The following is a 24342-nucleotide window of genomic DNA, read 5'->3' as shown; positions in this document are numbered from 1 at the left end:
CCCGTCCCCATCCCACGGGGACGGGCCGGGTTTTGCGTGTTCGATGTCCGTCCGGAGCCGGGCACTCTCCAAGCCCCTACCCGATGGAGGGGTAGAGGCTAGGAGAGCGCTGTGGTCAGCAGATGCGCCCGGTGCGGGCGTCGATGACGCTCATGCGGCGGCGTCGAGCAGATGCAGCTCCTCCGCCACGATCAGATCGACCTCTTCACTGGTCAGGCCCGACAACAGATGTGTAGTCAGCATTGCTCTCACCTCCTCACCGTGCTTCTACTGGTACGTCGAACCGGAGCATCCGGAATCGACATCGACACCCATACAGACGAGGAACTTCGGATTCGGACGCAGGTGCGTCCGACCGCGGTCACCGTCGTCCGTACCTGAGAGAGGACGCCCTCAGGGGGTCGCGACCGCGCCGTAAGGCGGGGATCCTGAAAGACGGAGAGGAACCACAGATCATGAACGAGGACTCGGCCACCACCGCGACGACACCCCAGCCGGCACCAGCTGATCTCGACCAGCTCTGGCGCCGCTTCTCGAGCGACTTGCGGGCCTTCATCGCCCGCCGGGTCTCCCGTCCCGAGGACGCCGACGACATTCTGTCGATCGTGTTCCTGCGGATGGCCAAGAGCCTCGACAACCTGCGGGAGCAGGACCGAATCCTCGGGTGGATGTATGCCATCACCCGCAACGCGATCACCGACTACTACCGGTCGGCACCCCACCGCCGCGAGCTGGCTGTCGACAGTGTCCCCGACAACCGGCCCGACGGAGAACCTGACGCCGACGAGACGGCGGAGAAGGAACTCGCCTCCTGCCTGGTGCCGATGCTCTCCGGGCTGCCCGCCGAGCAGGCCGCGGCGGTGAGGATGGTCGACCTCGACGCCCGAACCAACGCCGCCGCCGCCAACGAGGTGGGAATCTCGGTGTCCGGGATGAAATCCCGGGTCCAACGCGGCCGCGCCGCCCTCCAGGCCCAATTGCACGCCTGCTGTCAGATCAGCCAGGATCGCACCGGCCATGTCCACGACTACCAGCCCCGCAGCGGATCCTGCGCCTGCGGAGCCACGCCATCGGACGACGAGTAGACCGGCGAATCATCTCTGGTGACGGCGACGGGGCGACCGCGCGAGGTCACGCTGACAAGACTGCGGTGCGGTGCGAGCCATCTTCGCTCGCACCGCACCGTTGTCACGTGAGGGCTACTGGCAGCCGCATCCGTCGCCGGCCGTCGCCGTCGGACCGCAGCACGTCGACTTCTCGCTGAGGTCGCAGCAGGTGGCTTGTCGTTCGGTGCTGCAACACGTGGGTGCCGCAGTCCGTGGGTTTGCGTCCGTCCGATCCGTCGTCGGGTTTTCGAACTTGTCGGCGTTGGTCATGGTGACTCCTTGATCCGTGGGGATGGGTACCAGATCAGACGGAGGAGACCGAAAATGGACGCACTGGCCCGTCGCGAAGGATGAGGTGCGCCCGTGCCTGGCCGCGCCCCCACGGAGATACGTGGCGTGTCGAAACTTGTGTGCGAAACCGTCGGCGACCAGCACGGATGAATCCTGCGGAGGACAATGGGACGATGCGATCCGAGCCGAACCTTGACGACGCCGGAACGGCGGGCGCGGGTGAGGAGCCCTGGTATGAGCTGGTGGCCGCTCTGCTGGGCCAGTTCGCTGGATCGCAGACCGGGCACCGGGTGTCCTTGGCCCAACGGTGGGGTATTGGGTGGCGTGGGCGATACCGCCGCCGCTCACGGTGTTGCTGGGCTTCACCGGTCTCTGCCTGATGTTCGCACCGCTGTGGATCTCGATCGATGTCGGCGGGTTCTCCCCGAGCTAGATCGCGCTCGTCGGCACGCCGCATGCAATAACTTCAAGCTGAGAGTCGCAGGGGCCTTGCACATACAACCAATCGGTTGTATGTTTGGGGTGTGTCAGAAACAGATGAGGACCGGGCCGATGCCCTGTTCCACGCGCTGTCCGACCGAACGAGGCGCGACATCATGCGTCGCGTGCTGGCCGGCGAGCATTCCGTCTCGGCACTGGCAGCGAAGTACGACATGAGTTTCGCTGCGGTACAGAAGCACGTCGCCGTTCTCCAGAAGTCAGGCCTACTCGTCAAACGACGCAGCGGCCGTGAACAACTCGCCACGGGCGATGTGGACGCAGTTCGCGCGGTGTCGTCCATGCTCGCGGAGCTGGAACACGTCTGGCGTGGGCGAATCGCGCGCATCGACGAACTGATCGCGACAGAACCCCAACGGAAGGAATGAACGATGCCTGTCACCAATGTCAGCCACGACATCGACGCACTGACCCTGACCATCACCGCCGAGTTCGCCGCGCCCCGCGCGCGGATCTGGCAGATCTATGCCGATCCTCGCCAGCTCGAGAAGATCTGGGGTCCGCCGACGTACCCGGCGACGGTGGTCGACCACGAGTTCACTCCCGGCGGTCGGGTCACCTACTACATGACCGGACCCGAGGGTGACAAGCATGCGGGCTACTGGAACATCGTCTCCGTCGATGAGCCGACCGGCTTCACCTTCACCGACGGATTCGCCGATGCGGATTTCACCCCGATCGAATCGATGCCGGTGTCCACCAACGAGTTCTCCTTCGAGGAGAAGGACGGCAGCACCATCGCGACCTACGTCAGTACCTACGCAACCGCCGAAGGTCTCCAGCAGGTGCTCGACATGGGTGTGGTCGAGGGTGCCTCGCAGGCGATCGGCCAGATCGACGACCTCATCAAGGGCTGAGCCTGACGGTTCACCGCACAGACCGATCTCGCCGCCTCGCCCGCCACGTGCGAGGCGGCGAGCCGGCACGAAGGACGCGACACTCTTGTTGCGACCACAGTCGCCCACTCCGACGGCGATGAGTTTCGCAGTGGTTCCCAGTCTGTACCTACACCGATCACAACCACACTCGAGGAGAACGACATGACCGCGACCTACACCTTCGACGTCTTTTCCAGCCTCGACGGCTTCGGCGGAATCAGCGGCGGCGACTGGGGCGGCTACTGGGGCAAGCAAGGCCCCGAGTTGCTCGACCACCGCCTTGCCTTGTACGGCGCGGAGCAGCGGATGATTTTCGGGGCCAACACGTATCGGGCATTCGCGCAGATGCTGGCCTCGAGCACCGAGGAGTCCGAAGTGCGTGACCCATGGGTCACCCGGATGAGGAGCCTGCCGGCGACGGTGGTGTCGACGACACTGGAAGGGCCTCTCGACTGGCCGGACGCGACCGTCGTGAGCGGTGACGCTGTCGACGTCGTCGCCCGGCTCAAGGAGGAGTCCGAGGTGCCGTTGCGCTCGCACGGCAGCCTGTCGATGAATCGGGCGCTGATGGCCGCAGGCCTCGTCGACCGCCTGCAGGTGACGCTCTTCCCTGTGATCACCGGTCTGACCGGTGATGACCCGATCTTCCAGGGTGGGGCCGACTTCGACCTGGAACTGCTCGAGAACCGGACGCTGGACGGTCACATCCAAGAGCTCATCTACCGACCCACACTCCATTGACCTGTAGGAATACCAGGCGCGGCCCATCGGCGATCGGCCCTCGCGTGCAGGAAATAGGTTGGACGGGATTCGGTTCAGGTTGATAGCGTGCGCGAGACCGTGACATCACGCGAGGAGGTGAGACCCATGAACGCAGTAACCATGTGGGTGCTCCCACTCGTGTTCACGGTTCGGCGATTGATATAGGTGTCGCCGGGAGCGCCTCGACAACAAGGCAATCCCGAAAGGCAACACCATGCATTTTACCTCTGAGACATCGTCGAACGGTGTCATCGAACGTACATTCACTCTGGATGAGATCACCGGCGTGCTCTGGTCGCCCACATCCGGAACCGTCGGCGCACCGCTGCTGCTGTCGGGGCACTCCGGCGGCATGCACAAGAAGGCGCCGGGGCTGGTCGCCGGTGCACTCCACTGCGTGACCACCTATGGGTACACCGTCGCCGCCATCGACGCGCCCGGACATGGCGACCGGCCGCGAAACCTTCAGGATCAACGGTGGGCCGAGGCGATCCATCGGGCCCGGGCGGCGGGCGAGCCGATCGCCCCGATCGTGATCGACTACAACATGTCGCTGGCGGAGCGTGCGGTGCCGGAATGGCAAGCGACTCTGGACGCCCTGCAGGCGCTGCCCGAGATCGGCGTCGAAGCGCCGATCGGCTACGGCGGCATGACGTTGGGTGTCGTGACCGGGCTGATGTTGACGGCGGTCGAATCCCGGATCGCTGCCGTGAGCTTCGGTGGGGTTTTCGTGTGCGACGCTCTGATCGAGGTGGCAAGAAAGATCACCGTCCCGGTCGAGTACCGGATTCCCTGGGACGACGAGGAATTCGACCGCACCTCCGGGGTCGCGTTGTTCGACGCCTTCGCCGCGAAGGAGAAGACATTGCACGCCTACTCGGGCAGGCACTACCCGGTACCCGAATACGAACGCGACAGCTCGGCCCGGTTCTTCGCCCGCCACCTCGGCCGGGCCGCCGACACGGTTTCGGACTGACGTGAACGGGATCGGCGTCCGGATCCGCGCCGGACGCCGATACCGCCAGTGCCGCGCTCCCGCCGGCCTGGGTCAGGGCAGGTATTCGGCGCCGGTGTCGTCGGGAGCGGTGTCCTCGCAGAGGTGCGGGCCGGCATCGAACCTCATCGCGTTTCTGGCGTCGTCGTAGGTGGGCCAGCCTGGATCTCCGTGGGTTGCGAAGTCGAGCCAGGCTTGGTGCATCGCCTGGGTGAGGGCGCCGGGTGCGGCGTCGCCGATCAGGCCGCGGCATGCCTGTGTGGTGTCGAAGACGAAGGGGACGTCGAGGCCGTGTGCGGCGCCGTGCAGTGGTGATCGCCATGCGAATTCGTAGACGTAGGTGGGGCCTGGGTGGCGGCGCGCGGTGCGGCGGCTCGGTGATCGGAACATCAGGTCCGTGTAGGCGGCTGTGAGTGCACGCGCGGGGGTGACGGCCGGGTCGTGGAGACCGTGTCGTTCGAGGAGCGCTTCGGCATCGGGGTAGGTGGCGGCCAGCTCGGCTACGGCGTCATGCGCGTCGAAGGCGGCGAACTGGTCGGCACCGAAACCGAGGTTGGCCTCCTCGAGTGTTGTGCCGATCAGCAGGTCGACGCCGCGCGAATGGGTGCTCGGGACTCCGACCGGGTCGGGGAGGACGTCGTCACCCGTGGTGGGGAGGAACATGGCACGACGGTGGCCTGGGTCGACACCGTTGCCGTCGCGCAGGTCTGGGTGGGGTTCGTTTCTGAGCAGAGCTGCCTGCGCGCGCACCAGGTCGGGGGCAGGGAATTCGCGGAATGCGTCTGTGGTCGGGGAGGTTCCGAGCCGGGCGGCGAGTGCCTTCGTGAGTTCTTCGGTGACCTCGAGCGGGCGGGCCATCTCGTCGTGTCCGCTCTGGACGATCGCGCGTCGGAACAGTCCGACGGCCAGTGGGGAGCGCAGCAGGAACGCGACCGAGGAGCCGCCGGCCGATTCGCCGAAGACGGTGACGTTGTCCGGGTTTCCACCGAACCCGGCGATGTTGTCGCGAACCCAGCGCAGGGCCGCGATCTGATCGCGCAATCCGATGTTCGTGTTCGCGACCGCACCGGACGGTGCGAGGAAGCCCTCCGCCCCGAGTCGGTAGTTGACGGTGACCAGGACGACGCCGTCGCGCGCGAACGAGGTGCCGTCGAAGGCGGGGGCGGCGCCCGAGCCGATCATGAACCCGCCGCCGTGGACGTAGACCATCACCGGAAGCCCACCCGTGCCGGGGTCGGGTGTCCAGACGTTGAGATTGAGGTAGTCGCCGTCTCCGGCGACCCATCCAGGCCCGATCAGCGGCGCCAGATTCCCGTGAGCGGGGTGCAATGCCGGCTGGGGTGCGGTAGCGCCGTAACCGGTGGCGTTCCTGGTCCCTGCCCATCGTTCGGTAGGACCAGGGGGTGCGAATCGGCGTTCGCCCGCTGGAGCTGCTGCGTAGGGGATTCCCAGGAATCGGGCGACCCCGTCGGTGTGGTCACCGGAGAGTCGCCCTGCCTCTGTGTTCACGGTGCGGACGGTCATCGGCGACGTCCCCTTTCATCTGTGCGCCTCACCTCGGATGGTCGGGCCGAGGGTGGCCGTGTGAATCAGCACCCCACCTCGTCCCAGCCTGCCATGGGCTCGGTGTCCGGCCTGAGATAGTCGCCGCCAGGTCGTTGTGGGTCGTGATAGACCTCACCGACGACGGTCCGGCTCCGTTCCAGGAAGACCAGTGGCCACGAGGGGCCGCGCGACGAAGTAGGAGTACCAACATGACGATTCAACGGATGGAGCAGCTCAGCTGACAGAGTCGATCGAGTCATCGCGGGCGCGCCGGTAGCGCCGTCCGGCTACACCCCCGGTGCTGCGCGCCATGGGGATGAAGAACAAGCTCTCACTCGCATCCTGGATCAACCCCGGATTCCGGGCCCTGCACCGCATGCGCAAGATCCGCGGCACCAAGCTCGATGTGATCGGCTACCACCACATCCGGAAGATGGAACGCGAGCTGATCACCGAATACCGCGAAACCATCGAGCAAATCCTTCACCTACTCAACCCGCACAGCCTGACCGCCGCGGTGGAGATCGCCGAACTGCCCGACCTCATCCGTGGGTACGAACAGATCAAGGTCGCCAACGTGGAGTCGTACCACCAGGAACTGGACAAGCTCGTCGAGGCGTACCCGCTGACCGCCCGAGCCGAGAAGCAGGCCGTGTAGGGCCCGGCCCGAGTCGCAGCCGACCTGATCAGCGGGATCCTTCGACGTACGATGCCAGGTTCGCCAGCGAGGAGGCGATCCCGGCCTCGTGTGCTGCTTGGTCTATGCCGGGTGGCACGTCCGTGGCGGTGACGGTCACCTCGGTCCCGTCACCGGCGGCAGCGAGGTGCCAGGTCATCGTCATGGTGCCCGCGTAGGACGGGTCGTCGGCTTCGAACACCGCCAGCTGCACCACCCGTTCCGGTGGCACCAGGTCGGCGAATCCGACATCGACGACATCCGTCGTATCCGAAGTCTTGCCGGGACTGTCGGCAGGGTCGAGGTAGGTGAGGACCATCCGAAATCCACCACCGGGCCGAGGATCCCACCGTTCGACCCGCCCGCGCATGCCGTCCGGCGGCAACCAGGCCTCGAGGGACTCCCGGTCGAGGAGGGCGCCGTAGACAGTCGCCGGTGATGCCGCGATCACCCGGCTGGCGCGGTCGGTTCTGTCCATCGCTCGATTCTAGGGCCGAGGAGCACCAGGAGATCTCTGTTCGCCGAGTGCCACTCGTTCGTTCTCACACGCCACTCGACTTGTGTGCGGCGGTTCACGACATCTGCATCCGATGAAATGCGGAGCACGCTACCGGTAGCCGCTGTAGAACCACGTCGGTAGTCGGACCACCGGGGGAGTGCCTGGCGGGCGGGCCGGCGGGGCAGGCCGAATCGTTCAGGCCGCACTCCCACCTGACGCGGCTGTAGTTCACATCCGTGTAGCCGCCGTCACACAGAGGTCGAGGGTTCCGCGCTCGGATCGGCGGGTCATCCGCGTGCCTCGACCAAGTTAAGTATCTTGAGCTAGGTCACTATATTTACACGAAGGGACAGGCCCACATGACCCGCACCATCGCAGTGGTCAACCATAAAGGTGGTTCCACCAAAACCACGAGCGCGGTCAACCTCGCCCAAGCCCTCGTCGAAGCCGGCTACACCGTCCGCGTCGTCGACCTCGACCCACAATGCAACGCCACCACCTGGCTCGGCGCCACGCCCGAAGCCGTCGACAACGATGTCCTGTCGGTACTCATGCTGGTGGCGAGCATCGAAGATGCCACCACCATCACCGCGTCCGGGATCCACCTCGTTCCCGCCACCAAGGAACTCGATTCCGTCGGGCCCTATTTCCTCAAGAAGCCCGGTGCACACGGCGTCCTGCGCAAAGCCCTCGCCGGCGCCCCCGACGTCGACTTCAACCTCCTCGACTGCCCCGGAGACTTCGACCACCTGACCATCAGCGCACTCGTCGCCTGCACCGAAGTGCTTGCCGCTGTCATGACGGGAGCCATGGAACTCGAAGCGCTCATGCGGATCGAGAACTACATCACCGAGCAGGTCGAGTTGCTCAATCCCACTGCACGGCTCAATCACATTCTGTGCGGCCGCGTCGAACTCGGCCAGGTCATCGACCAGCAGGTCCTCGCCGCGCTCCGCGAAACCTACCCCGATCAGACGATGCACACCATCATCCCGAAGTCCGTCCGCGTCAGCGAAAGTTACAGCGCCGAAGAACCCGTCGTCAGGTGGGCACCGTCCTCCTCCGCAGCGCGCGCCTACCGCGACGCCGCCCAAGAACTCGTCGAAAGGGACCCCCGATGAGCGTGACACGTAAGCCGGGACTCGCCAACAACCCCCTCGCACGCCGCCCCCAGCCCCGCACAGGCGCCCACCAGGACGGGACGTACTCGACAACCGGTCACAAGGACCTCCTGACGAGCGTGACACGTAAACCCGGACTCGCCAACAACCCCCTCGAACGCCGCAAGCCACGACTGCCGCACCTCGTCGAACAGGGCGTGGACGTCGCAGGACTTGCAAGCAACCCCTTCGAACGCCGCAAGCGACGACTGCCGAACCTCGTCGAACAGGGCGTGGACGTCGCACAAGAAGCAGCCACCACAGCCGAACCGGTGGCCCTCGGCGAGGAAAAGAAGACCACCAGACGGGTCCCCGCAGACAAGAAGCAGGAATCCGTCCTCATCAACCGCGCCAAGGTCGAAAACGGCAAGAATGCCGTCGCCGCCATCGGCCACATCGCCGGCGCCCCCAACAGCTGGTCCAGCCTCGTCGACGAAGCCCTCGCCCACTACCTCACCGTCCTCGAACGCGAATACAACAATGGCGAACCCTTCCCGCCGCGCAACGCCGAACGCGTCCGGAGGCCACGCATCAACTAGCCGGCTCGTCGGCGGATCGTGGCGGGCTGTCGGTAGGTGCGGTCGCTACGCATCGACGACACCTCTGACGTTCTGTGCGCGTGCGGGTCTCGCGGCTGCCTCGATCCGGACTTGATCGTCGTCGACGCCGGGTCTCCAGACGCGCTCGGCGGTGTTGTTGCAGAGGCATGGACGCGGCACGCACGGTTGCAGTCGCAGAGGACGCTGGTGCACGCGTTGTTTCCCGCCCCGAAGCTGGTGCGACGCCATCGCTGACGCCGGTGCAATGACGGTCCCGGCTAACGACGGAAACCGCCGTCGTACTGGCTATTGAGGTCCGTCCGGAGGCGGTTTACCGTGGAGGGTGCGGGCCGTATCCCGTCGGGTCGAGATCAGGCAGTCCGGGATACGACTCGCCGGGGGGTTTTCAGCCAGAATGCGTGGGCCTTCCCCACACCGTCGGAGGTTCGGGATCGGTGGTGGGCGCGCTCAGTGTCGCAACAACTTTCCAGCACGTCCGATGTCCGCGTCGACCCTCAATCGCGATACGTGGCCGGGGGTGGGCCCGCGATCGGCCCGAGTGGTGTGGCCAGCCACCGGTCGTACACGCGCATCCACGTTCCGTCGGCGCGTATGCGTTCGAGGGTGCCGTTGACGAACCGCACCAGGTCCTCCTTGTACTTGTTGACACCGATCGCCCAGTGCTCTTCTGTCTCCAGCCGTGGCCCCACGATCTGAAAATTCGGGTCCTGGGAGGCGAGCCCGGCGAGGAGCGAGTCGGAGGTGCTGGTCGCGTCGGCCTGCCGTTTCTGCATGGTGACGAGACAGTCGTCCCAGTTGGGGACCGCGATGATCGTGGCGTCCGGCGCGACTCGTTGGACGGTGCCGAGCGAGGTGGTGTCGAGAAAGGTGCAGACCCGTTTTCCGGCCAGGTCCGCCGGTCCGGCGATGTCGGAACCGCGAGGGACCAGAATACGCTGGAAGGCGCGGACGTACTCGGTGGAGAAACCGACGCGTTGGGCGCGTTCGCACGTGATCGAGAATCCATGTGCGACGACGTCGACGTCGTTGTTCTCGAGTGCGGAGAACCGGCCGGCGGTGGTGAGTAGCCGGAACTCGACTTTCGTCGGATCGCCGAAGATGTCGCGGGCGATCTCCTTCGCCACATCGATCTCGAACCCCTGCAGGGTGCCGGTGGTCGGATCTCGGAAGCTGAACAGATTGGTGTTCTGGTCGACGCCGACGATCAACCGGCCCCGCCCTGCGATCTCGGCAAGTGATCCACCGGGCGGCATCTGCCCGGGCGGGGGTTGCGGGCCGGGGCGCAGGCTCGCGAGCGCCCCACACGACTCGGGGAGCGGTGGCTCCGGCGGCGGACTGTCCGTGGGCGGGATGATCTGCGCACCGTCCGTCATCGGTCGTGCGGTGTACGTGGCCGCGACGGTCGGGGTGAGAGGGTCGGGTGCGGCGCAGCCGGCGAGCACGGCGACGGCGAGTACGCCGACGAGGTGCCGGGCACGCGGTCTCGCCCCCGGTCTCGGAAGCCTCACCTGTGTCATCAGTGGTACTCGTTCAGTCGCGGCCAGATCCCCCCGCCGACGGCGAATCCGCAGGACACGCCAATAATCATGCTACCGACTGCCAGTGCCGACATCGACCGGTAGACGTCCGTCACCGCGTTGGCCTCGTCGTCGCGGAGTCGGTCGATCGCGTTCCGGAGGGACTCGTCCAGGGCGGCGAACTGCGTCGACGACGTGCCCGAGCCGGATCCGGCGGCGATCGCCGCGGCGGTCGGGTAGTCACCGCGCTCGAGGGCGATCTCGATGTCCCGGTGCGCGGCCAGCCAGCCGTCGCGGGCCGTCACGGCGTCGCGAAGGTGTTGCTCGGCGGCGCGACCATGCGAGCTCTCCAGCTGCCGGGTGAGTTCGTCGGACAAGGCCTGGGAGTGCCGCGCGTAGTCGACTTCCGACTGGGTGTCGGAACCGCGTTGCAGGATTGCGAGGGTTTCGTCGGCGCGGGCCTGCTGCGCCAGGATGCGAGCGCGGGCAACCGCGTTGATCGGTTGTGTTCCTTCGGTTCTCGCGTGTTCGCTCGCCGACGTCGACACCAGGCTTCCGCCGATCAGCCACAGCAGAAGCCCGGCCATGAGCAGGGTGGCGACAGCGAGGCCGGGGTTGAACCGGCGCTTGCTCTTCCGGACGAGGTACAGCTGGGCGAGGACGAGGGCGACGAGGGCGGCCGCGGTCACCGTGAAGGCGGTCGCGGGCAGCTGGGCGGTGTGCGTCTGGATCTCGGCGACCGCCTCGGCCTGATGGACGTAGAGTCGCTCCGCCAACGGGAGGATGGTGGCCTGCATGAGCGCGGACGCATCGGCCAGATACGCCACCCCGACCGGGTTACCGGCCCGGTCGTTCGCCTGAGCCGTGGCGACGAGGTTGAAGTACTCGGCGAGGTCGCGCACCACGTCCGACAGCAGTGCCAGCGATTCGGCGTCCTGCGACGACACCCCATTGGTCGCCGTGACCAGCGCGTTCGACGCGTCCCCGATCGCCTGGGTGAACTGCTCCGCGCCAGCAGTCGACTCGACACTACCGCCACCGGAGACGAACGACGTGGTCGCGGCGGCGTCGGCGATCGACAGCGAGCTGTAGAGCGCCTGGGCCGCGTTTGCGAGGGGCTCGGTGTGGGTGCGCAGTGTCTCGACTCGCTGTTGGCGCGCGCCGACCGCCGCCGAGGTGATGGCGCCCGCGGCGATGACCGCGGCGATGAGTGCGATCCCCAGCACGGTCAGCCGCCCGGGCGTCGAAGTGAAGAATTCGACCCACGGGCGGCGGCGGACCACGGGCTCGACGAGCAGGTCCTCGTCGAGCGTGTGGGCTTCGGTGACGGCGTGCTCGCCGCGGTGGAACATCCGGTCCTCCTGCACCGCCACCGCGGTTCCGGTAAGAGCACCGATCCGGGCCGCGGGACTGAGTTCAGTGTGCACCGACGGTGCCGAGCGGCGCACCGACTCGGGAAACAGGCACCGCAGGAACCAGATTTCCGGTGATCGGGCGGCTGAGCCCGGGTGGAACCGGGTACTCGCACGTTATGAAGAGGTGGGCGTGCCGCGCCGCGCTGTCACTGTTGGTGGCCGGGCTCGTCGCGTCCGCGTCCGGAGTGACGGCCCATTCGGCTCCGGCGCCCGACAGGATCGACGAGGTGCCGGGGCGGACGGCGCTGTCGTTCATGCACACCCCGAGCGGAACCCGCGTCGGGACGGCGAATCAGGGGGAAGCCCGGCCGGGTTTGTCGATCGTGAAGCTGTATGTAGCCGACTACATGCTCCGGCACGGCGACGGCTCTCCCGAGGACCTCGCGCTCGGACAGCAAATGATCCGCGACAGCGACGACACCGCCGCCTCGCAGGCGTACGCCAAGTACCCGCAGTCGATCGATGCGATCGCCGCCGAGTACGGGCTGACCAGTACCCGTGACTCCGGATTCTGGGGCGATGCGGTTACCAGCACCGCGGACACCGTGACGTTCCTCGAGGCGAAGAAGACCACCGATCCGGACAGCCGCATTCTGGAGTGGATGGCCAACGCGGCCCCCGTCGCCGCCGACGGAACCCATCAGAACTGGGGTACCGGGCGGCTGCCGTCGGTGACCGGAACCAAGTGGGGGTGGTCGGACCTGGGGCCCAGTGTTGTCGCTTCCGCGTCGTTCGGGCCCGATTTCTCGGTAGCGGCCAACACGTACGGCACTGCCGACCAGCACACCGGTGACGTTCTCGGTGCCTTCGCGGAGGATCCGGCGTCACCACCACCGCCGGTGGCGCAGGATCCCATCCAGGAGTTGATCGATCGGTTCATGCCCCTGTTGATCACACCACGATGATCGACATCCCGACGTGCCGGAGGGAACAGCCCTGACCCGGTTGGTGGGGTGACGGCCTGGGTAATCGGGTCCCATGTTGCCCCCAACGGACGAAACACCGAACGCCGGACCGCACCTGCCGGCAGGACAGACGCCGGGCGGCGGGGTGCCTCCTTCCGACCCGCACGCCCATGACGCGGGTTCCGGGATACCGCCGGATGTGGCGAGAGGTAAGGGGATCAAGCACACCCGTACCGGGGCGACGTGGACTGGTCTGGTCATCGGCATTCTCGTTCTGGTCCTGCTTCTCGTGTTCATCCTGCAGAACCTCGACAGCGTCGTCCTGGAACTGTTCGTCTGGGAGTTCACGGTCCCGCTCGGGGTCACTCTGCTGTTCGCGGCCATCGCGGGCGCGGTGGTCATGGCGCTCGTCGGCGGTGTCCGGATCCTTCAGATCCGGCGGGCAGCGAACCGGCAACGGAAACTGACCACCTGACCGTTGCTCATTTTCCGTGTTCGCATCGATCGATGCGTCGACCGGTCAGGCCCTCGGCCGAGAGATTCGAGTAGTCGACTACTCGGTTCAACTGGCGAGGGTCCTCATAGGGTCGGTCCTGTATCGCATTCGTGATTCGACGAAAGGACACCGAAATGGCTTGGTCGACAACTCCTCAGGGGCTTTTTCTCGCCGCTGGGCAGGCGAATCAATTCTCCTTCTCGTTTGGAGACATCTGGAAGGGCCCGCAGTTGGCGACTGCGAGACTCGACGCCAGCCAGGGTGGTGGTGGCACGAAGATCCTGATGACGCAGTGGCAGGGCACCGCCAACGCACCGGTATTCGGCGGCCCCAGCAAGCAGTACTACGTGCTCGGCATTCACAACAGCTCCACTTCGGGCGTGTGGTTCCATCTGGAAGGAGGCGTCCCCGCATGACGACACAGGAATCGCCAAGGGTTTCCCAGATGCAGGTCCTGACGGACGAACAGGGCAGCATTCTCGCCGCTGTCCTGCGAACTGCGGACGTGGCGTCGGGCCCGGCATCGGGTGAGGACGTTCCGCCTCAGGTTTCGCTTGTTCCTTCGGAAGGCCAAGCGTTGCATGAACTCTCTGTGCCCGGTGGACCGTCGGGGGACGAGATGTTCGAGTCGCTGGATCAGTGGATGGTTCGGGTCGACGCCGGCGTACCGGCGTTGGTGCGACGCGCGGGCGCGTAGTCGCTGGTGGAGGTGCGCCGGGTCGGCACCTGCTGCGGAAGGGGAACGCTGGTCCGCGCGATCAGCGGTCCCTCCGCGCGATGGCGGTGCGAGGCCCGGAAAAGCCATCAAAATCACCTCGAGAGCCACTTTGTCAGAACAAATGATTGACTTCGCTCGTGGCGCGCAGCACTGTCGTAGAGACACACGCCGCACCGATCATTCCGGAGTCGATCTTGACCAACGTCAACCCCACCGAAATCGCAGTAGCCGTCGCCGGATTCGGCTGGATGGGCCGAGTGCACACGAACGCGTATCTGCGTCAGCGCCAGCACTTTCCGGAAGCGCCGTCCATCCGTCTGGGGGCCGTCGCCGATGAGGTACCCGGCCGCGCCGAGGAAGCTGCCGCCCAGTTCGGGTTCGGCGCAGCGCTGACCGACTGGCGCGACATCGCCGCCGACGAGAACATCGACGCGGTCAGCATCACCGCACCCAACTTCCTGCACCGCGAGATCGGCGTCGCGATGGCGGAGGCGGGCAAGCACATCTGGATCGAGAAGCCGGTCGGGCTGTCGTCCGAGGACGCGAAGGCAGTCGCCGCCGCCGTGGAGAAGGCAGGCGTTCAGTCGACCGTCGGATTCAACTACCGAAACGCACCGGCCGTTGCGATGGCGCACGACCTCATCGCGGCGGGCGAGCTGGGCACCATCACGCACTCACGCTTCCGCTTCCTCAGCGACTACGCCGCGCATCCGGACGGCGCGCTGAGCTGGCGCTACGAGAACGCGCGCGGTGGGTCGGGCGTTCTGGGCGACCTTGCCTCGCACGGTGTCGACCTGGTCCGGTACCTGCTCGGCGACATCGACGCAGTCGTGGCCGACACCGCGATCTTCATCCCCCAGCGCGCCATCCCGACGGGTGCCACCAGCGGGCATGCGCGCGCGACGGGCGGCGAATTGGGGCCGGTGGAGAACGACGACTTCGTCAGCGCGCTGGTTCGCCTGTCGTCCGGCGGACGGGTCACGCTGGACGCGAGTCGCGTGGCCGTCGGCGAGCAGAACAACTACGGGTTCGAAATCCACGGCACCAGGGGTGCGGTGTACTGGGACTTCCGCCGGATGAACGAACTCGGAACGAGCCTCGGGAGCACATACCAGGACCAGTCGATCACCACGGTGTGGGTGGGCCCCGACGCCGGAGCGTATGCCCGTTTCCAGCCGGGTTCCGCGTCCTCGATGAGCTACGACGACCTCAAGGTCATCGAGGGAAACAACTTCATCGCCTCGATCGTCGACGGAAAGCCCCGTGGCGCAACGATCGCCGACGCCGTGGCCGCGGCCGAAACTCTCGACGCCATTACGGCATCGGTCGCATCTCGTGCGTGGGTCGACGTGCGCTGATCCGATCCGCAGAGCCAGGCCCCGGAGTTACGCTTTATCGGTTAGCGGGTCAATTCCGGTAGGCGCCTTTCTCCGCGGAGGTTGGTATGAATACCACACCGTTCGGCTCGGGCTTCGCGATTCTCGCGTTGGCGATTTCGGCGGTCGCCTGTTCCTCGGGCAGATCCTCTGACTCCGAAGACAATTGCGTGCGCGCGACAGACAATGAACTGGATGCGCTCTTCACGAGTTGGAATGACGCACTGGAAAGCGGTGACGCGAGGAGGGTCGCCGCGTTGTACCGGCCGGATGCGGTGCTGCTGCCGGCCCTGTCGGTGCCTATGGCGGACACTCCGGAGGAGATAACGGAGTATTTCGGCAACCTGATCAAGGCCGATCCCATTGCCCGTATGGAAGAAAGTGTCAAGTATTCGGAATGCAACCTCGCCTACAACGTGGGCCGTTGGGTCATCAACGCCAACGGTCTAGATGTGGCGGCCAGGGTGACGTGGGTCTATCGGTACGAAGACGGAAGGTGGCTGATCGCCAACCACCATTCGTCGGTGAACCCCTAGCCGTGACCGCCGGTTGACCGTGAGGTCGTCCGGCGGTCACGGGGAACCACCCGTCTAGGACGCCTTGGCTTTCCGGCCTGCGACGTAGACCTCGGAGATGGACGTGTCGCGTATCCCCATCAGCAACGCGAACAGGGTTTGATTGCGGGCCAGATCGGGATCGGCGGCGCGAACGGCGTTGCGCAGCAGCCCGTCGAGCGCAGGCGTGCCGGACGGGTCGACGACGACGAAGTCGGCTTCCTTCCCGACGTCGAAATTGCCGAACCGGTCCTCCATGTCCAGTGCCCGGGCACCGCCGAGGGTGCCGACGAACAGCATCTCGGCCGGATGCATCGACACCCCGTCGTCACCGGCCTCGGTGATGTGCACCTTGAACGCGTCGCCGAGCACCCGGGGAATCAGCCATTCGTCGCCGCCGCCGAAATCGGTTCCCACCGAGATGTTGACGCCCGACGCGACGGTGCGCTTCCACGGCATCGTTCCGGATCCCAGGAACAGCTGCGAGATCGGGCAGTGCGAGACGGACGTGCCGGTCTCGGCCATCCGTTCGAGCTCGACATCCTGACAGTGCACGCAGTGCGCGAGGATGGTGCGTCGGCCCAGCAGGCTCTTCCCGCCCACTTCCGAACCGGGCAGGAACTTCCCGTCGTAGGTGTCCAGGTATGAATTCACCTGATAGGTCTCTTTGGTCGAGTCGACCTCGCCGGTGCCGGGACGATTGTTCTCGTTGAGGTGCGAGTGCACGTACACCCCGCGGTCGCGGACCTCTTCGTAGAGTTCTCCGAGATTTTTCAGGGTCTCGGGGGTCACCGACAGCGAGAACCGCGGGATGATCGCCACGTGCAGCAACGCCGTGGCGACATCGCCGGTGTCGGCGCCGTGCCATTTCTCGATCTCCTCGCGGGTGAGCCGGATCGCGTCCTCTTCGGAGGTCATCAGCGGCTGAGCGGTTTCGCCGCCGACGGTCTGAATTCCGCGGCCGCTGACGATCCGCAGACCGGCCTTCTGCGTCTCGGTGAACAACGCGTCCTGCGCATGTGGGAACGCCGACCCGAACACCATGGCGGCCGTGGTGCCCGCCGAGATGCGCCGGTTGGTGAACTCGACGGCCGCCTGCTGCGCGAACTCCGGGTCGGCGAACTTCGTCTCCGACGGGAACATGCACAGGGTCAGCCATTCCAGCAGCTGACCGCCGCCGTAGGAGTCGCCGGCGTAGGTCTGCGGGAAGTGGATGTGGGTGTCGACGAACCCCGGCAGCAGAAAGCCGGGCCTGTGGTCGTGCACGGTGCCGGACTCGTAATCCGACGGGATCTCGGCTCGGTCACCGCAGAACACGATTCGCCCGCCGTCGTCCAGCACCAGGGCGCCGTCGGGAATCGATACCAGGGCGGCCGCGGCTTCGGTCACTTTCGGTGTGCCGGCGATGTGGAAGATGTGTCCGAGATGGGTGTGCGTGGCCATGCGATGAACTCCCGTCGAGTGGTAACGGATCATGCCTTCTGCAATGAACTTCGGCGGCTGGACGAAGCCCAGCCGAGTAGCACCTGTGCGGCCGCGTGCCGCACCCACGATGAGATAACAGCCCGTACTAACAATGCCACCGATCCGACCCGGGTCGCGGCCGAACAGGCCAAGCGCCCGCGGCAATCACTGCCGGCTCGGTGCTACTGCGGGGGTGTGCGGTCGTCGACGAATCGACGGATGACCTTGTCCCAGCCCAATGACTCGAGAAGTTCCGCGGCGGTGGCCCGCGACGTGAGCGGCCGGAGCACGTCGATGTCGAGGTCGCCGCTGGTGCCCAGGACGTCGTCGAGGCGCAGGCAATCGACGTACCCGTAATCCGTCCAGGGTTCGACGTGGCCGTCCCAGTCCGCGGTGTCGGCGTACGGCCCGCCGAGACGCAGCTTTCCGCTGCGGTGGATCATCACGTACCGCGGAACCACCTGCATCGTCTCGTTGGCAGTCGCCAGGGTCAGCTCGGGGTCGGCGGCGGGATCTGCGCCCGCGAGCCTGCGGTCGTAGGACGCCGTCTTGACCGTTGCGACCTCGACCAGCGCCCGCACGTAGACCCACCGCGCCCGCTCGATCGAGCCCGCCCACGCCGATTCCTCGTCCGCGCAGGAGAAGACGTTCTCGGCCGGTGTTCGTATCAGCAGCCGCGTCCCGACCCGTTCGTGATCGACAACCAGGTCTCCGTCGACGACGAGTTCGCCGTCGTGCTCGCGGACCCCGGTGATCGTCGCCACCGCGAGCACCTCGTCGTCCGGCGCGGTGACGAACAGTTCACGCTCGGACCGGACGCTGTCGGCATCACCGGGAAACGGGCCACGACCTCTGGCGAACGCTTCGGGCTGGGTCAGGTCGGCGCGAAACCCGGTCTCGGTCATCCCCAACGGATGATCGCGCACCTCTCGCAGGTTGCCGAGCCGAACCCTCGACGCCACAGGTCGATCCTCCCCGTTTCATCTCCGGCGCACCGCCGGGTGATCCTATGATCATAGCTGTTGACCTGCGGTGATGCCTCATCAGCGTAACCATGGCTTCCCCAGTAGGGTCGCAGTATCGATACGACCGACCGAGGGGGACCGGTGACGGGTTCTGCGTCCGAAAAAATCATCTCGCCCGCATCACGGGCGTTCTGGGACCGCAGTTTCGCGGGTCGTCGCGCGATGTTCGAGGAGCTTCGTCAGCGATCGCCGATCGAGTTCCACACGGAAACAGCCGGTCCGGGCTTCTGGTCGGTCGTCGGATACGACGACGTGGTGGCGGTCAGCCGGAACCCGGAGGTCTTCTCCTCGGCCAAGGGCTTCACCATCGACGACGTCCCGGTCGAGATCCTCGAGTTCGCCATGTCGATGATCGCCATGGACGATCCCCGTCACCGGCGTCTGCGGGGCATCGTGCAATCGGCGTTCACCGCGGCGTCGGTGCGGGGCATCGCCGAGCGGGTGCGCGGCTACGCTGCGCAGATCGCCGCGGACCTTCCCCGAGATGCCGAGTTCGACTTCGTCCCCGACGTAGCGACCCGGTTGCCGGTGCAGGTGATCTGCGAGTTGATCGGGATCCCGGAGAGCGACCGGCCGATGATCCTGGCCGCGGCGGCCGACGTCGTTGCCGGAGGTGGTGATCAGGAGTTCGTCACCGCACCCGGCGGCGCGGCCGGCCTGGGCCAGATCTACGGGTATGCCCTCGAGCTGGGTGAGAGACGCAAGACGGATCCCGGTGAGGATCTGACGTCCCGGCTGGTGTCGACGATGGTCGACGGCGAGGCCCTCACGCCGACCGAGTTCGGTTCGTTCGTCATCCTGCTGATCACGGCGGGTTTCGAGACCACCCGGCAAGCGTTGGCCTGGGCGCTGCATCTGCTCACCGAGCACCCCGATCAGAGAGAATTGCTGCTCGCCGATTTCGCCGGCCACATCGACAACACGATCGACGAGGTGATCCGCTTCGCCTCCCCGGTGCCCTACATGCGGCGCACCGCGACCGTCGACACCGAGCTCGGCGGCGCCCACATCGCGGCGGGGGACAAGGTCGTCATGTGGTACGTGTCCGCGAACCACGACGAACGCATCTTCGACGGTCCGGGCCGGTTCGACATCACCCGGGCGAACGCCGGTAAGCACCTCGGTTTCGGTGCGAAAGACATCCACCACTGCCTGGGTATGAACCTCGCACGGCTGGAGCTGCGCGTCATGCTCGAAGAACTTTTCATCGCCCACCCCGCACTCCACGCGGTGGGCGAACCGGAACTGCTGCTCTCCGCGTTCATCAGCGGCATCGCCGCACTGCCGGCCCGGAACACGTGACGGACGGTGAGGTTCACGCGGGCCGACGACCGGAAATCATGACGAGTGGCATCTCGGTGATGCGGGAGACGTGCTCGTCGACGAGATCGAGTCGGCTCGCGAGGTCACGCGCCTCGTCGAGGCTGATGGAGCGACCGGCAATCCAGGTGTGGAAGATCGCGAGATTGATGCTGCCGAGGACGCGCGGCGCCTTGTAGTTCTCGACGAACTTTTCGGCGTCCTCGAAACTCGTGCTGCGGTCCGCATCGGTGATCAGCAGGGGGCCACCCGGTTTGAGGACGCGCACGCACTCGGCGAGTCCGGCCTCGCGCGACGACCAGTGCTTGATGGAGCCGTAGCTGATCACACCGTCGAAGGTCTGGTCGGGGAAGTCGAGCCGCGTGGCGTCGCCGACGTCGAACCGGACCCGGTCGCCGTAGTGACGCATGCGTTTGGTGGCGCGCTTGATCTGGGCTTCCGACAGATCGAGGCCGAGAATGTGCACGTCGGGGCGCTGGTCGGCGATGTAGTTCGTGAACAGTGCCCCGCCCGATCCGACATCCAGAATGCGGGCGTTCGATGCGAGATGCGGCAGAAAGTACTCGTCGATGACGTGGCGTGAGCGGTAGACGGCCGGGGCCACGATGGTCTCGTACATCCAGGCGTGCGCCGGCGTGTAGATCGCGGTGATGGGGTCGAACGGTGCCATCGGCATGGTCGCGCTCCTCGTTGATATCCCGGTTCCCACGGCCTCGAACTCGCGCAGGTCGACTTCCCGTTGTCGATTCGAGATTAACGGGTGTGCGGTCGGTTTTTGCACGATCACCGGGTGCGTGAGGAGGCTGATCAGTGGTGATCACGGGGTCGGTCCCGGTGCAGTCCTCTCCTGCGAGCGTGAATCCGGAAAACGCGTCACTATTTCGAACCTCGAAAATCCAAACATAGACACAGCGTCCATTTATGGATACTGTCGCCAGCATTGGCTCCTGTGATGCGGACCACACGCATCGCAGGGTGACTCGTCGAGAGGACGCAGATGGCACTGGACGTTTCCACCTCGCGCACGCTGACGGCCGGCCGGCGGACCCGGGGGAAGAACCTGAGTCTGCTCACGGCCTCGACCGCGATGGACAACGCCGAGAACAGCATCACCACGGTGTTGTTCCCACTGATGCGAGAGGCGTTGGGGCTCTCGTCGTCGGCGCTCGGCGTCATCGTGGCGGTGTCCAAGGCGGTGGGCATCTTCGCCGCGGTTCCGTGGGTGTTCCTGGCCAAACGGTTCTCGCGCCGGGCCGTGCTTGCGACGTGCTCGGGCTTCTGGGGGGTGTGGGTGATCCTGGCGGGCCTGTCGAGCAGTTTCACCCAGTTCGTCATCCTGTACGGCATCGCGGCTGCGGGCTTCGCGGGCGCCGGGCCCATCGCTCTCGAGATCATGGGCGATCTCTACGACGACAGACGGCGCGGCCGGGCCACCGGGATGCTGTACGGCGGCGTCGCCATCATCACCGGCGTGAGCGCCCCGCTGTTCGGTCAGCTGTCGGGGTTCGACGACGGCTGGCGGTACGGCTACGTCCTCTCCGGCTGTATGTGCATTCTGATCGGTGTTCTCGTCGTCGTGTTTCTCGACGAGACACGCCCCGGCGGGGGCGGGAACAGGGCCGGCGACGCGGCGGTGAAAGCGGAGGAGAAGGCGCAGAACGTCGTCGCCGGTGTGCGGGAGCTGCTGCGCATCAAAACCTTCCGTTACATCCTGGTGCAACGGCTGTTCTCGGGGCAGAACGTGATCATGAGTTTCGGCGTCGTGTTCCTGGTGGAGGAGCGGGGATTCTCGACGGCCACCGCAGCGATCGTCGCTACGCCGTTCGCGATCGGGTACCTGCTCGGAACCGTGGTCGGCGGCCGCCTCAACGACGCCGCGCACCGCCGGTGGCCCGCGAGTGGGCGGGTGATGATGCTGCAGGCCAGTCAGTTGGCCTTCGCGGCAGCGGTATTCGTCGAGCTGCAGATGCCGACGTCGTCGATCGGATTCTTCGTCGCGATCTTCGCGGTGGTCGGGTTCCTGCAAGGGCAGGTACCGGTGGTCAACCGTCCACTGATCATGGCGGTGGTGCGCCCGGAACAACGGGCCCTGGCCTTCGCGGTGTCACTGTCGACGGTGGAGGCGCTCGCGTACGCGGGATATGCGCTGCTGGTCGGCTATCTGGGTGATGCGATCGGGTTGCAGGGAGCGCTCCTGCTCGTGACCGTGGCGCTCACCGTCGTCAACGGGCTGTGTTCCGGTCTGCTGTACCGGCCGTACGCACGAGACAGCGCCGCGGTGCGCGACTCTCAGGTGGTGTCGTCGTCCGACGAGGGTGAACCGTCGAAGCCGGACGCCCAGTAGCGCCCGCGCAGCGACAGCTCCAGCAACATTTCGGTGACGGCTTCCGGGGTGAGCGGTGGTGGATCGGATTCGAGCCACCACTGCAGCACGGCCACCTGCTCGCCCACCCACGCCCGCGACAGCACTTCCATATCGATGCGGGGTGTGACCCCGTTGGCGGCGGATCGAGTCGAGAAGATCTGGGCGGCAAGGGCGGTCCGTTCGTCGACGAATCGGCGCAGTGCACGCCCGTCGCCCTCACCGCGCAGTACGACGCGGTAGGCGTCGCGTTCCTCGGCGGCGTGCCGGAACATTTCGAGCACCGGTTTGCCGGTGAACCCCACCGAGGAGTCGGACACGAGGGGCCGCAACCGCTCCTTCAGGTCCTCACCGAGGTCGGCGACGATCTGGCCGAGCAGTTCGTCCTTGTCCGTGTAGTGCGTGTAAAACGTCGCGCGGCCGACGTCGGCACGTTCGGTGACGTCTTCCACGGTGACTGCGGAATAACCCCGTTCGAGCGCGAGCGAGACGAGTGCGTCGCGCAGCAGTCGCTTGGTGCGGCGCACACGCCGGTCTTCGGTGGCCACGGTGACTTCCGCCCTTCGTCTCACGCCTGCAGTTCCGTCAGCATAGTGCACCCTTGACATCGCGCCCGATGCTGGACAGTATGTCCAATAACGATCAACACGTCGATCTTGGAGACTGTATGAATCTCGGTACCTACCTCACCCGGAGTGCGAAATTCCGGCCGGACAGCGAGGCCGTGGTGTGCGGCGACAGTCGCCTGACCTACCGGGAACTCGACGACTCGACCAACCGTCTCGCCTCCGCGCTGATGCGCACCGGCCTCGGAATCGGCGACGCGGTGGCCACTTTCGCCGGCAACTGCGGAGAACTCGTCGTGACCGAGATGGCCGTGTGCAAGGCCGGATTCGTGCGCGTGCCCGTCAACGCGCGCCTGGGAGCGGACGAACTCGGCCACGTCCTGCGCGACGCGAACGTCACGACGCTGTTCGTCGACGCCGCGCACGCCGACGTCGCGTTGAAGGTCGTCGCAGATCTGGGCCTCGACATCGCCGTTTACGACTACGGGAACAGCGCACCCGGCGCGGACCGCTACGCCGATCTCCTCGCCGACGGACTCGGCGATCCCGTCGCCGCCGACCTCACCGAAGACGCGCCCGCCGTCCTCAACTACACCTCCGGATCCACCGGAAAACTCAAGGCCGCCGTGCAGACCTACGGAAACCGACTCGCCAACATGCGCAAACGCTTGATGAGCCCGACGGGCGCGCCCACCGAGACGGACCGGTACCTGGCCCCGGGACCGATCACGCACGCCTCCGGGATGATGATGCTCGGCGTGCTCGCCCGCGGCGGCGCGGTCGTCGTCCTGCCTGCCTTCGACACCGAGTTGTTCCTCCGCACCATCGAGAAGGAACGCATCACCACCACCTTCGTCGTTCCGACGATGCTCAACATGCTGATGGACCATCCCGCCGCGAACGACGTCGACCTGTCGAGCCTGCGGTGCGTCGGCGTGGGCGGCGCCCCGGTCTCACCGCAACGGCTACGCGACGCCGTCGCGATGTTCGGCCCCGTCATCATGCAGGGATACGGTCTCGGGGAAACCACGAGTGGTATCACCGTGCTCACCTGCGACGACGTCGTGCGAGGGGTCGAATCCGATCCGGAACTGCTGATGTCCTGCGGGCGACCGGTATTCGACACCGAGGTTCGCGTGGTGGACGACGCGGGCAACGAACTGCCGGCCGGCGGGATCGGCGAGATCGTCGCGCGCGGCCCCGACTGTGTGCGCGAGTACTGGCACGAACCGGATCTGAGCGCCGAGACGTTCGTCGACGGCTGGGTGCACACCGGGGATGTCGGGTACTTCCGCCACGACGGATACCTGTTCATCGTCGACCGCAAGAAGGACATGATCATCTCGGGCGGCTTCAACATCTACTGCAGCGAGGTGGAAGCCGCGCTGTACGAGCACCCGGCTGTCTCCGGTGCGTGCGTCGTCGGTGTCCCCGACGAGAAGTGGGGCGAGGCAGTCAAAGCCGTCGTCGTCACGCGGACCCCGGTCACCGAGGACGAGCTGATCGAGCACTGCGCCGAACGCCTCGCGCGCATGAAGAAACCCCGCTCGATCGACTTCGTCGACAGCCTCCCCGTCAACCGCAACGGCAAGATCGACCGCAAGTCGGTGCGCGAATCCTACTGGGCGCAGGCCGCCCGCCACGTCAACTGAGAG

At 66.1% G+C, this 24342-nt stretch carries 25 protein-coding genes; 17 read left to right on the top strand and 8 right to left on the bottom strand.

The window, feature by feature from the left end:
- Nucleotides 1-455 precede the first annotated feature (455 nt).
- The 5 genes from QM693_RS18330 (at nucleotide 456) to QM693_RS18310 (ending at nucleotide 4511) form a co-directional block, all read left to right on the top strand.
- Nucleotides 456-1085 carry a sigma-70 family RNA polymerase sigma factor gene (locus tag QM693_RS18330; RefSeq protein WP_283353071.1) on the top strand — a complete coding sequence of 210 codons (630 nt, stop codon included), beginning with the start codon at nucleotides 456-458 and terminating at the stop codon, nucleotides 1083-1085.
- Between the two features lie 836 nt (nucleotides 1086-1921).
- Nucleotides 1922-2263, top strand: a complete 342-nt coding sequence (locus QM693_RS18325; protein ID WP_280782828.1) for an ArsR/SmtB family transcription factor — start codon at nucleotides 1922-1924, stop codon at nucleotides 2261-2263.
- A 3-nt stretch (nucleotides 2264-2266) separates the two neighbouring features.
- Nucleotides 2267-2752 carry an SRPBCC family protein gene (locus QM693_RS18320; RefSeq protein WP_283335774.1) on the top strand — a complete coding sequence of 162 codons (486 nt, stop codon included), beginning with the start codon at nucleotides 2267-2269 and terminating at the stop codon, nucleotides 2750-2752.
- 183 nt (nucleotides 2753-2935) lie between these two features.
- Nucleotides 2936-3514 (top strand): dihydrofolate reductase family protein, encoded by a 579-nt coding sequence (locus QM693_RS18315; protein WP_283353070.1) that lies wholly within the window; start codon nucleotides 2936-2938, stop codon nucleotides 3512-3514.
- 235 nt (nucleotides 3515-3749) lie between these two features.
- Entirely contained in the window at nucleotides 3750-4511 is a 762-nt protein-coding gene (locus QM693_RS18310; protein ID WP_283353069.1) for a dienelactone hydrolase family protein, read from the top strand.
- 72 nt (nucleotides 4512-4583) lie between these two features.
- Here the strand turns inward: QM693_RS18310 and QM693_RS18305 are convergent, their stop codons facing one another.
- On the bottom strand, nucleotides 4584-6038 hold the full coding sequence (locus QM693_RS18305; protein ID WP_283353068.1) for a carboxylesterase/lipase family protein: 1455 nt from the start codon (nucleotides 6036-6038) through the stop codon (nucleotides 4584-4586).
- 334 nt (nucleotides 6039-6372) lie between these two features.
- Here QM693_RS18305 and QM693_RS18300 point away from each other — a divergent pair, with 334 nt between their 5' ends.
- Entirely contained in the window at nucleotides 6373-6732 is a 360-nt protein-coding gene (locus tag QM693_RS18300) for a DUF6537 domain-containing protein (RefSeq protein WP_349307506.1), read from the top strand.
- A 28-nt stretch (nucleotides 6733-6760) separates the two neighbouring features.
- Here the strand turns inward: QM693_RS18300 and QM693_RS18295 are convergent, their stop codons facing one another.
- Complete coding sequence (locus QM693_RS18295) at nucleotides 6761-7228, bottom strand: SRPBCC family protein (protein WP_283353066.1); 468 nt, start codon at nucleotides 7226-7228, stop codon at nucleotides 6761-6763.
- A gap of 380 nt (nucleotides 7229-7608) precedes the next feature.
- On the opposite strand from QM693_RS18295, the gene QM693_RS18290 reads away from it, so the two are divergent.
- The gene (locus QM693_RS18290; RefSeq protein ID WP_280782816.1) at nucleotides 7609-8370 is read left to right on the top strand and encodes a ParA family protein; all 762 of its coding nucleotides are present in this window, start codon (nucleotides 7609-7611) and stop codon (nucleotides 8368-8370) included.
- Nucleotides 8367-8948 carry a hypothetical protein gene (locus QM693_RS18285; protein ID WP_283353065.1) on the top strand — a complete coding sequence of 194 codons (582 nt, stop codon included), beginning with the start codon at nucleotides 8367-8369 and terminating at the stop codon, nucleotides 8946-8948. Before QM693_RS18290 ends, QM693_RS18285 begins: the two co-directional genes overlap by 4 nt.
- A 515-nt stretch (nucleotides 8949-9463) precedes the next feature.
- Here the strand turns inward: QM693_RS18285 and QM693_RS18280 are convergent.
- Both QM693_RS18280 and QM693_RS18275 read right to left on the bottom strand, forming a co-directional pair.
- Nucleotides 9464-10486 (bottom strand): glutamate ABC transporter substrate-binding protein, encoded by a 1023-nt coding sequence (locus QM693_RS18280; RefSeq protein ID WP_280782814.1) that lies wholly within the window; start codon nucleotides 10484-10486, stop codon nucleotides 9464-9466.
- Complete coding sequence (locus tag QM693_RS18275; RefSeq protein WP_283353064.1) at nucleotides 10486-11934, bottom strand: GlnX family signal transduction membrane protein; 1449 nt, start codon at nucleotides 11932-11934, stop codon at nucleotides 10486-10488. Before QM693_RS18275 ends, QM693_RS18280 begins: the two co-directional genes overlap by 1 nt.
- 83 nt (nucleotides 11935-12017) lie before the next feature.
- On the opposite strand from QM693_RS18275, the gene QM693_RS18270 reads away from it, so the two are divergent.
- From QM693_RS18270 to QM693_RS18245, 6 genes are all read left to right on the top strand, one after another.
- Nucleotides 12018-12806, top strand: coding sequence for a serine hydrolase (locus QM693_RS18270; protein ID WP_283353063.1), 789 nt, complete (start codon nucleotides 12018-12020; stop codon nucleotides 12804-12806).
- A 73-nt stretch (nucleotides 12807-12879) separates the two neighbouring features.
- Nucleotides 12880-13281, top strand: a complete 402-nt coding sequence (locus QM693_RS18265) for a LapA family protein (protein ID WP_280782807.1) — start codon at nucleotides 12880-12882, stop codon at nucleotides 13279-13281.
- A gap of 155 nt (nucleotides 13282-13436) precedes the next feature.
- Complete coding sequence (locus QM693_RS18260) at nucleotides 13437-13718, top strand: hypothetical protein (protein ID WP_283353062.1); 282 nt, start codon at nucleotides 13437-13439, stop codon at nucleotides 13716-13718.
- On the top strand, nucleotides 13715-13999 hold the full coding sequence (locus QM693_RS18255; protein ID WP_283335766.1) for a hypothetical protein: 285 nt from the start codon (nucleotides 13715-13717) through the stop codon (nucleotides 13997-13999). The genes QM693_RS18260 and QM693_RS18255 overlap by 4 nt, the downstream gene beginning before the upstream one ends.
- Nucleotides 14000-14214: 215 nt before the next feature.
- The gene (locus QM693_RS18250) at nucleotides 14215-15378 is read left to right on the top strand and encodes a Gfo/Idh/MocA family protein (RefSeq protein WP_283353103.1); all 1164 of its coding nucleotides are present in this window, start codon (nucleotides 14215-14217) and stop codon (nucleotides 15376-15378) included.
- An 86-nt stretch (nucleotides 15379-15464) separates the two neighbouring features.
- Nucleotides 15465-15932, top strand: coding sequence for a DUF4440 domain-containing protein (locus tag QM693_RS18245; RefSeq protein ID WP_283353061.1), 468 nt, complete (start codon nucleotides 15465-15467; stop codon nucleotides 15930-15932).
- A 54-nt stretch (nucleotides 15933-15986) separates the two neighbouring features.
- Here the strand turns inward: QM693_RS18245 and QM693_RS18240 are convergent, their stop codons facing one another.
- Nucleotides 15987-17393, bottom strand: coding sequence for a guanine deaminase (locus QM693_RS18240; protein ID WP_283353060.1), 1407 nt, complete (start codon nucleotides 17391-17393; stop codon nucleotides 15987-15989).
- A 203-nt stretch (nucleotides 17394-17596) separates the two neighbouring features.
- Nucleotides 17597-18376 carry a hypothetical protein gene (locus tag QM693_RS18235; RefSeq protein ID WP_283353059.1) on the bottom strand — a complete coding sequence of 260 codons (780 nt, stop codon included), beginning with the start codon at nucleotides 18374-18376 and terminating at the stop codon, nucleotides 17597-17599.
- 144 nt (nucleotides 18377-18520) lie between these two features.
- Between QM693_RS18235 and QM693_RS18230 the strand changes: the two genes are divergently transcribed.
- Nucleotides 18521-19741, top strand: coding sequence for a cytochrome P450 (locus QM693_RS18230; RefSeq protein WP_283335760.1), 1221 nt, complete (start codon nucleotides 18521-18523; stop codon nucleotides 19739-19741).
- A gap of 13 nt (nucleotides 19742-19754) precedes the next feature.
- On the opposite strand, the gene QM693_RS18225 is transcribed toward QM693_RS18230, so the two are convergent.
- Nucleotides 19755-20435: a class I SAM-dependent methyltransferase gene (locus QM693_RS18225; protein ID WP_283353058.1), complete on the bottom strand. Its 681-nt coding sequence runs from the start codon at nucleotides 20433-20435 to the stop codon at nucleotides 19755-19757.
- 321 nt (nucleotides 20436-20756) lie between these two features.
- Here QM693_RS18225 and QM693_RS18220 point away from each other — a divergent pair, with 321 nt between their 5' ends.
- Complete coding sequence (locus tag QM693_RS18220; RefSeq protein ID WP_283353057.1) at nucleotides 20757-22103, top strand: MFS transporter; 1347 nt, start codon at nucleotides 20757-20759, stop codon at nucleotides 22101-22103.
- Here the strand turns inward: QM693_RS18220 and QM693_RS18215 are convergent.
- Entirely contained in the window at nucleotides 22049-22669 is a 621-nt protein-coding gene (locus tag QM693_RS18215) for a TetR/AcrR family transcriptional regulator (protein ID WP_283353056.1), read from the bottom strand. The two genes, QM693_RS18220 and QM693_RS18215, sit on opposite strands and share 55 nt — an antisense overlap.
- Before the next feature lie 119 nt (nucleotides 22670-22788).
- On the opposite strand from QM693_RS18215, the gene QM693_RS18210 reads away from it, so the two are divergent.
- Nucleotides 22789-24339, top strand: coding sequence for an acyl-CoA synthetase (locus tag QM693_RS18210; RefSeq protein ID WP_283353055.1), 1551 nt, complete (start codon nucleotides 22789-22791; stop codon nucleotides 24337-24339).
- Nucleotides 24340-24342 lie beyond the last annotated feature (3 nt).

The organism is Rhodococcus sp. IEGM 1305 (assembly GCF_030058635.1).
GTDB lineage: Bacteria > Actinomycetota > Actinomycetes > Mycobacteriales > Mycobacteriaceae > Rhodococcus_F > Rhodococcus_F opacus_D.
This window is presented reverse-complemented; position numbering and strand designations above follow the sequence as displayed.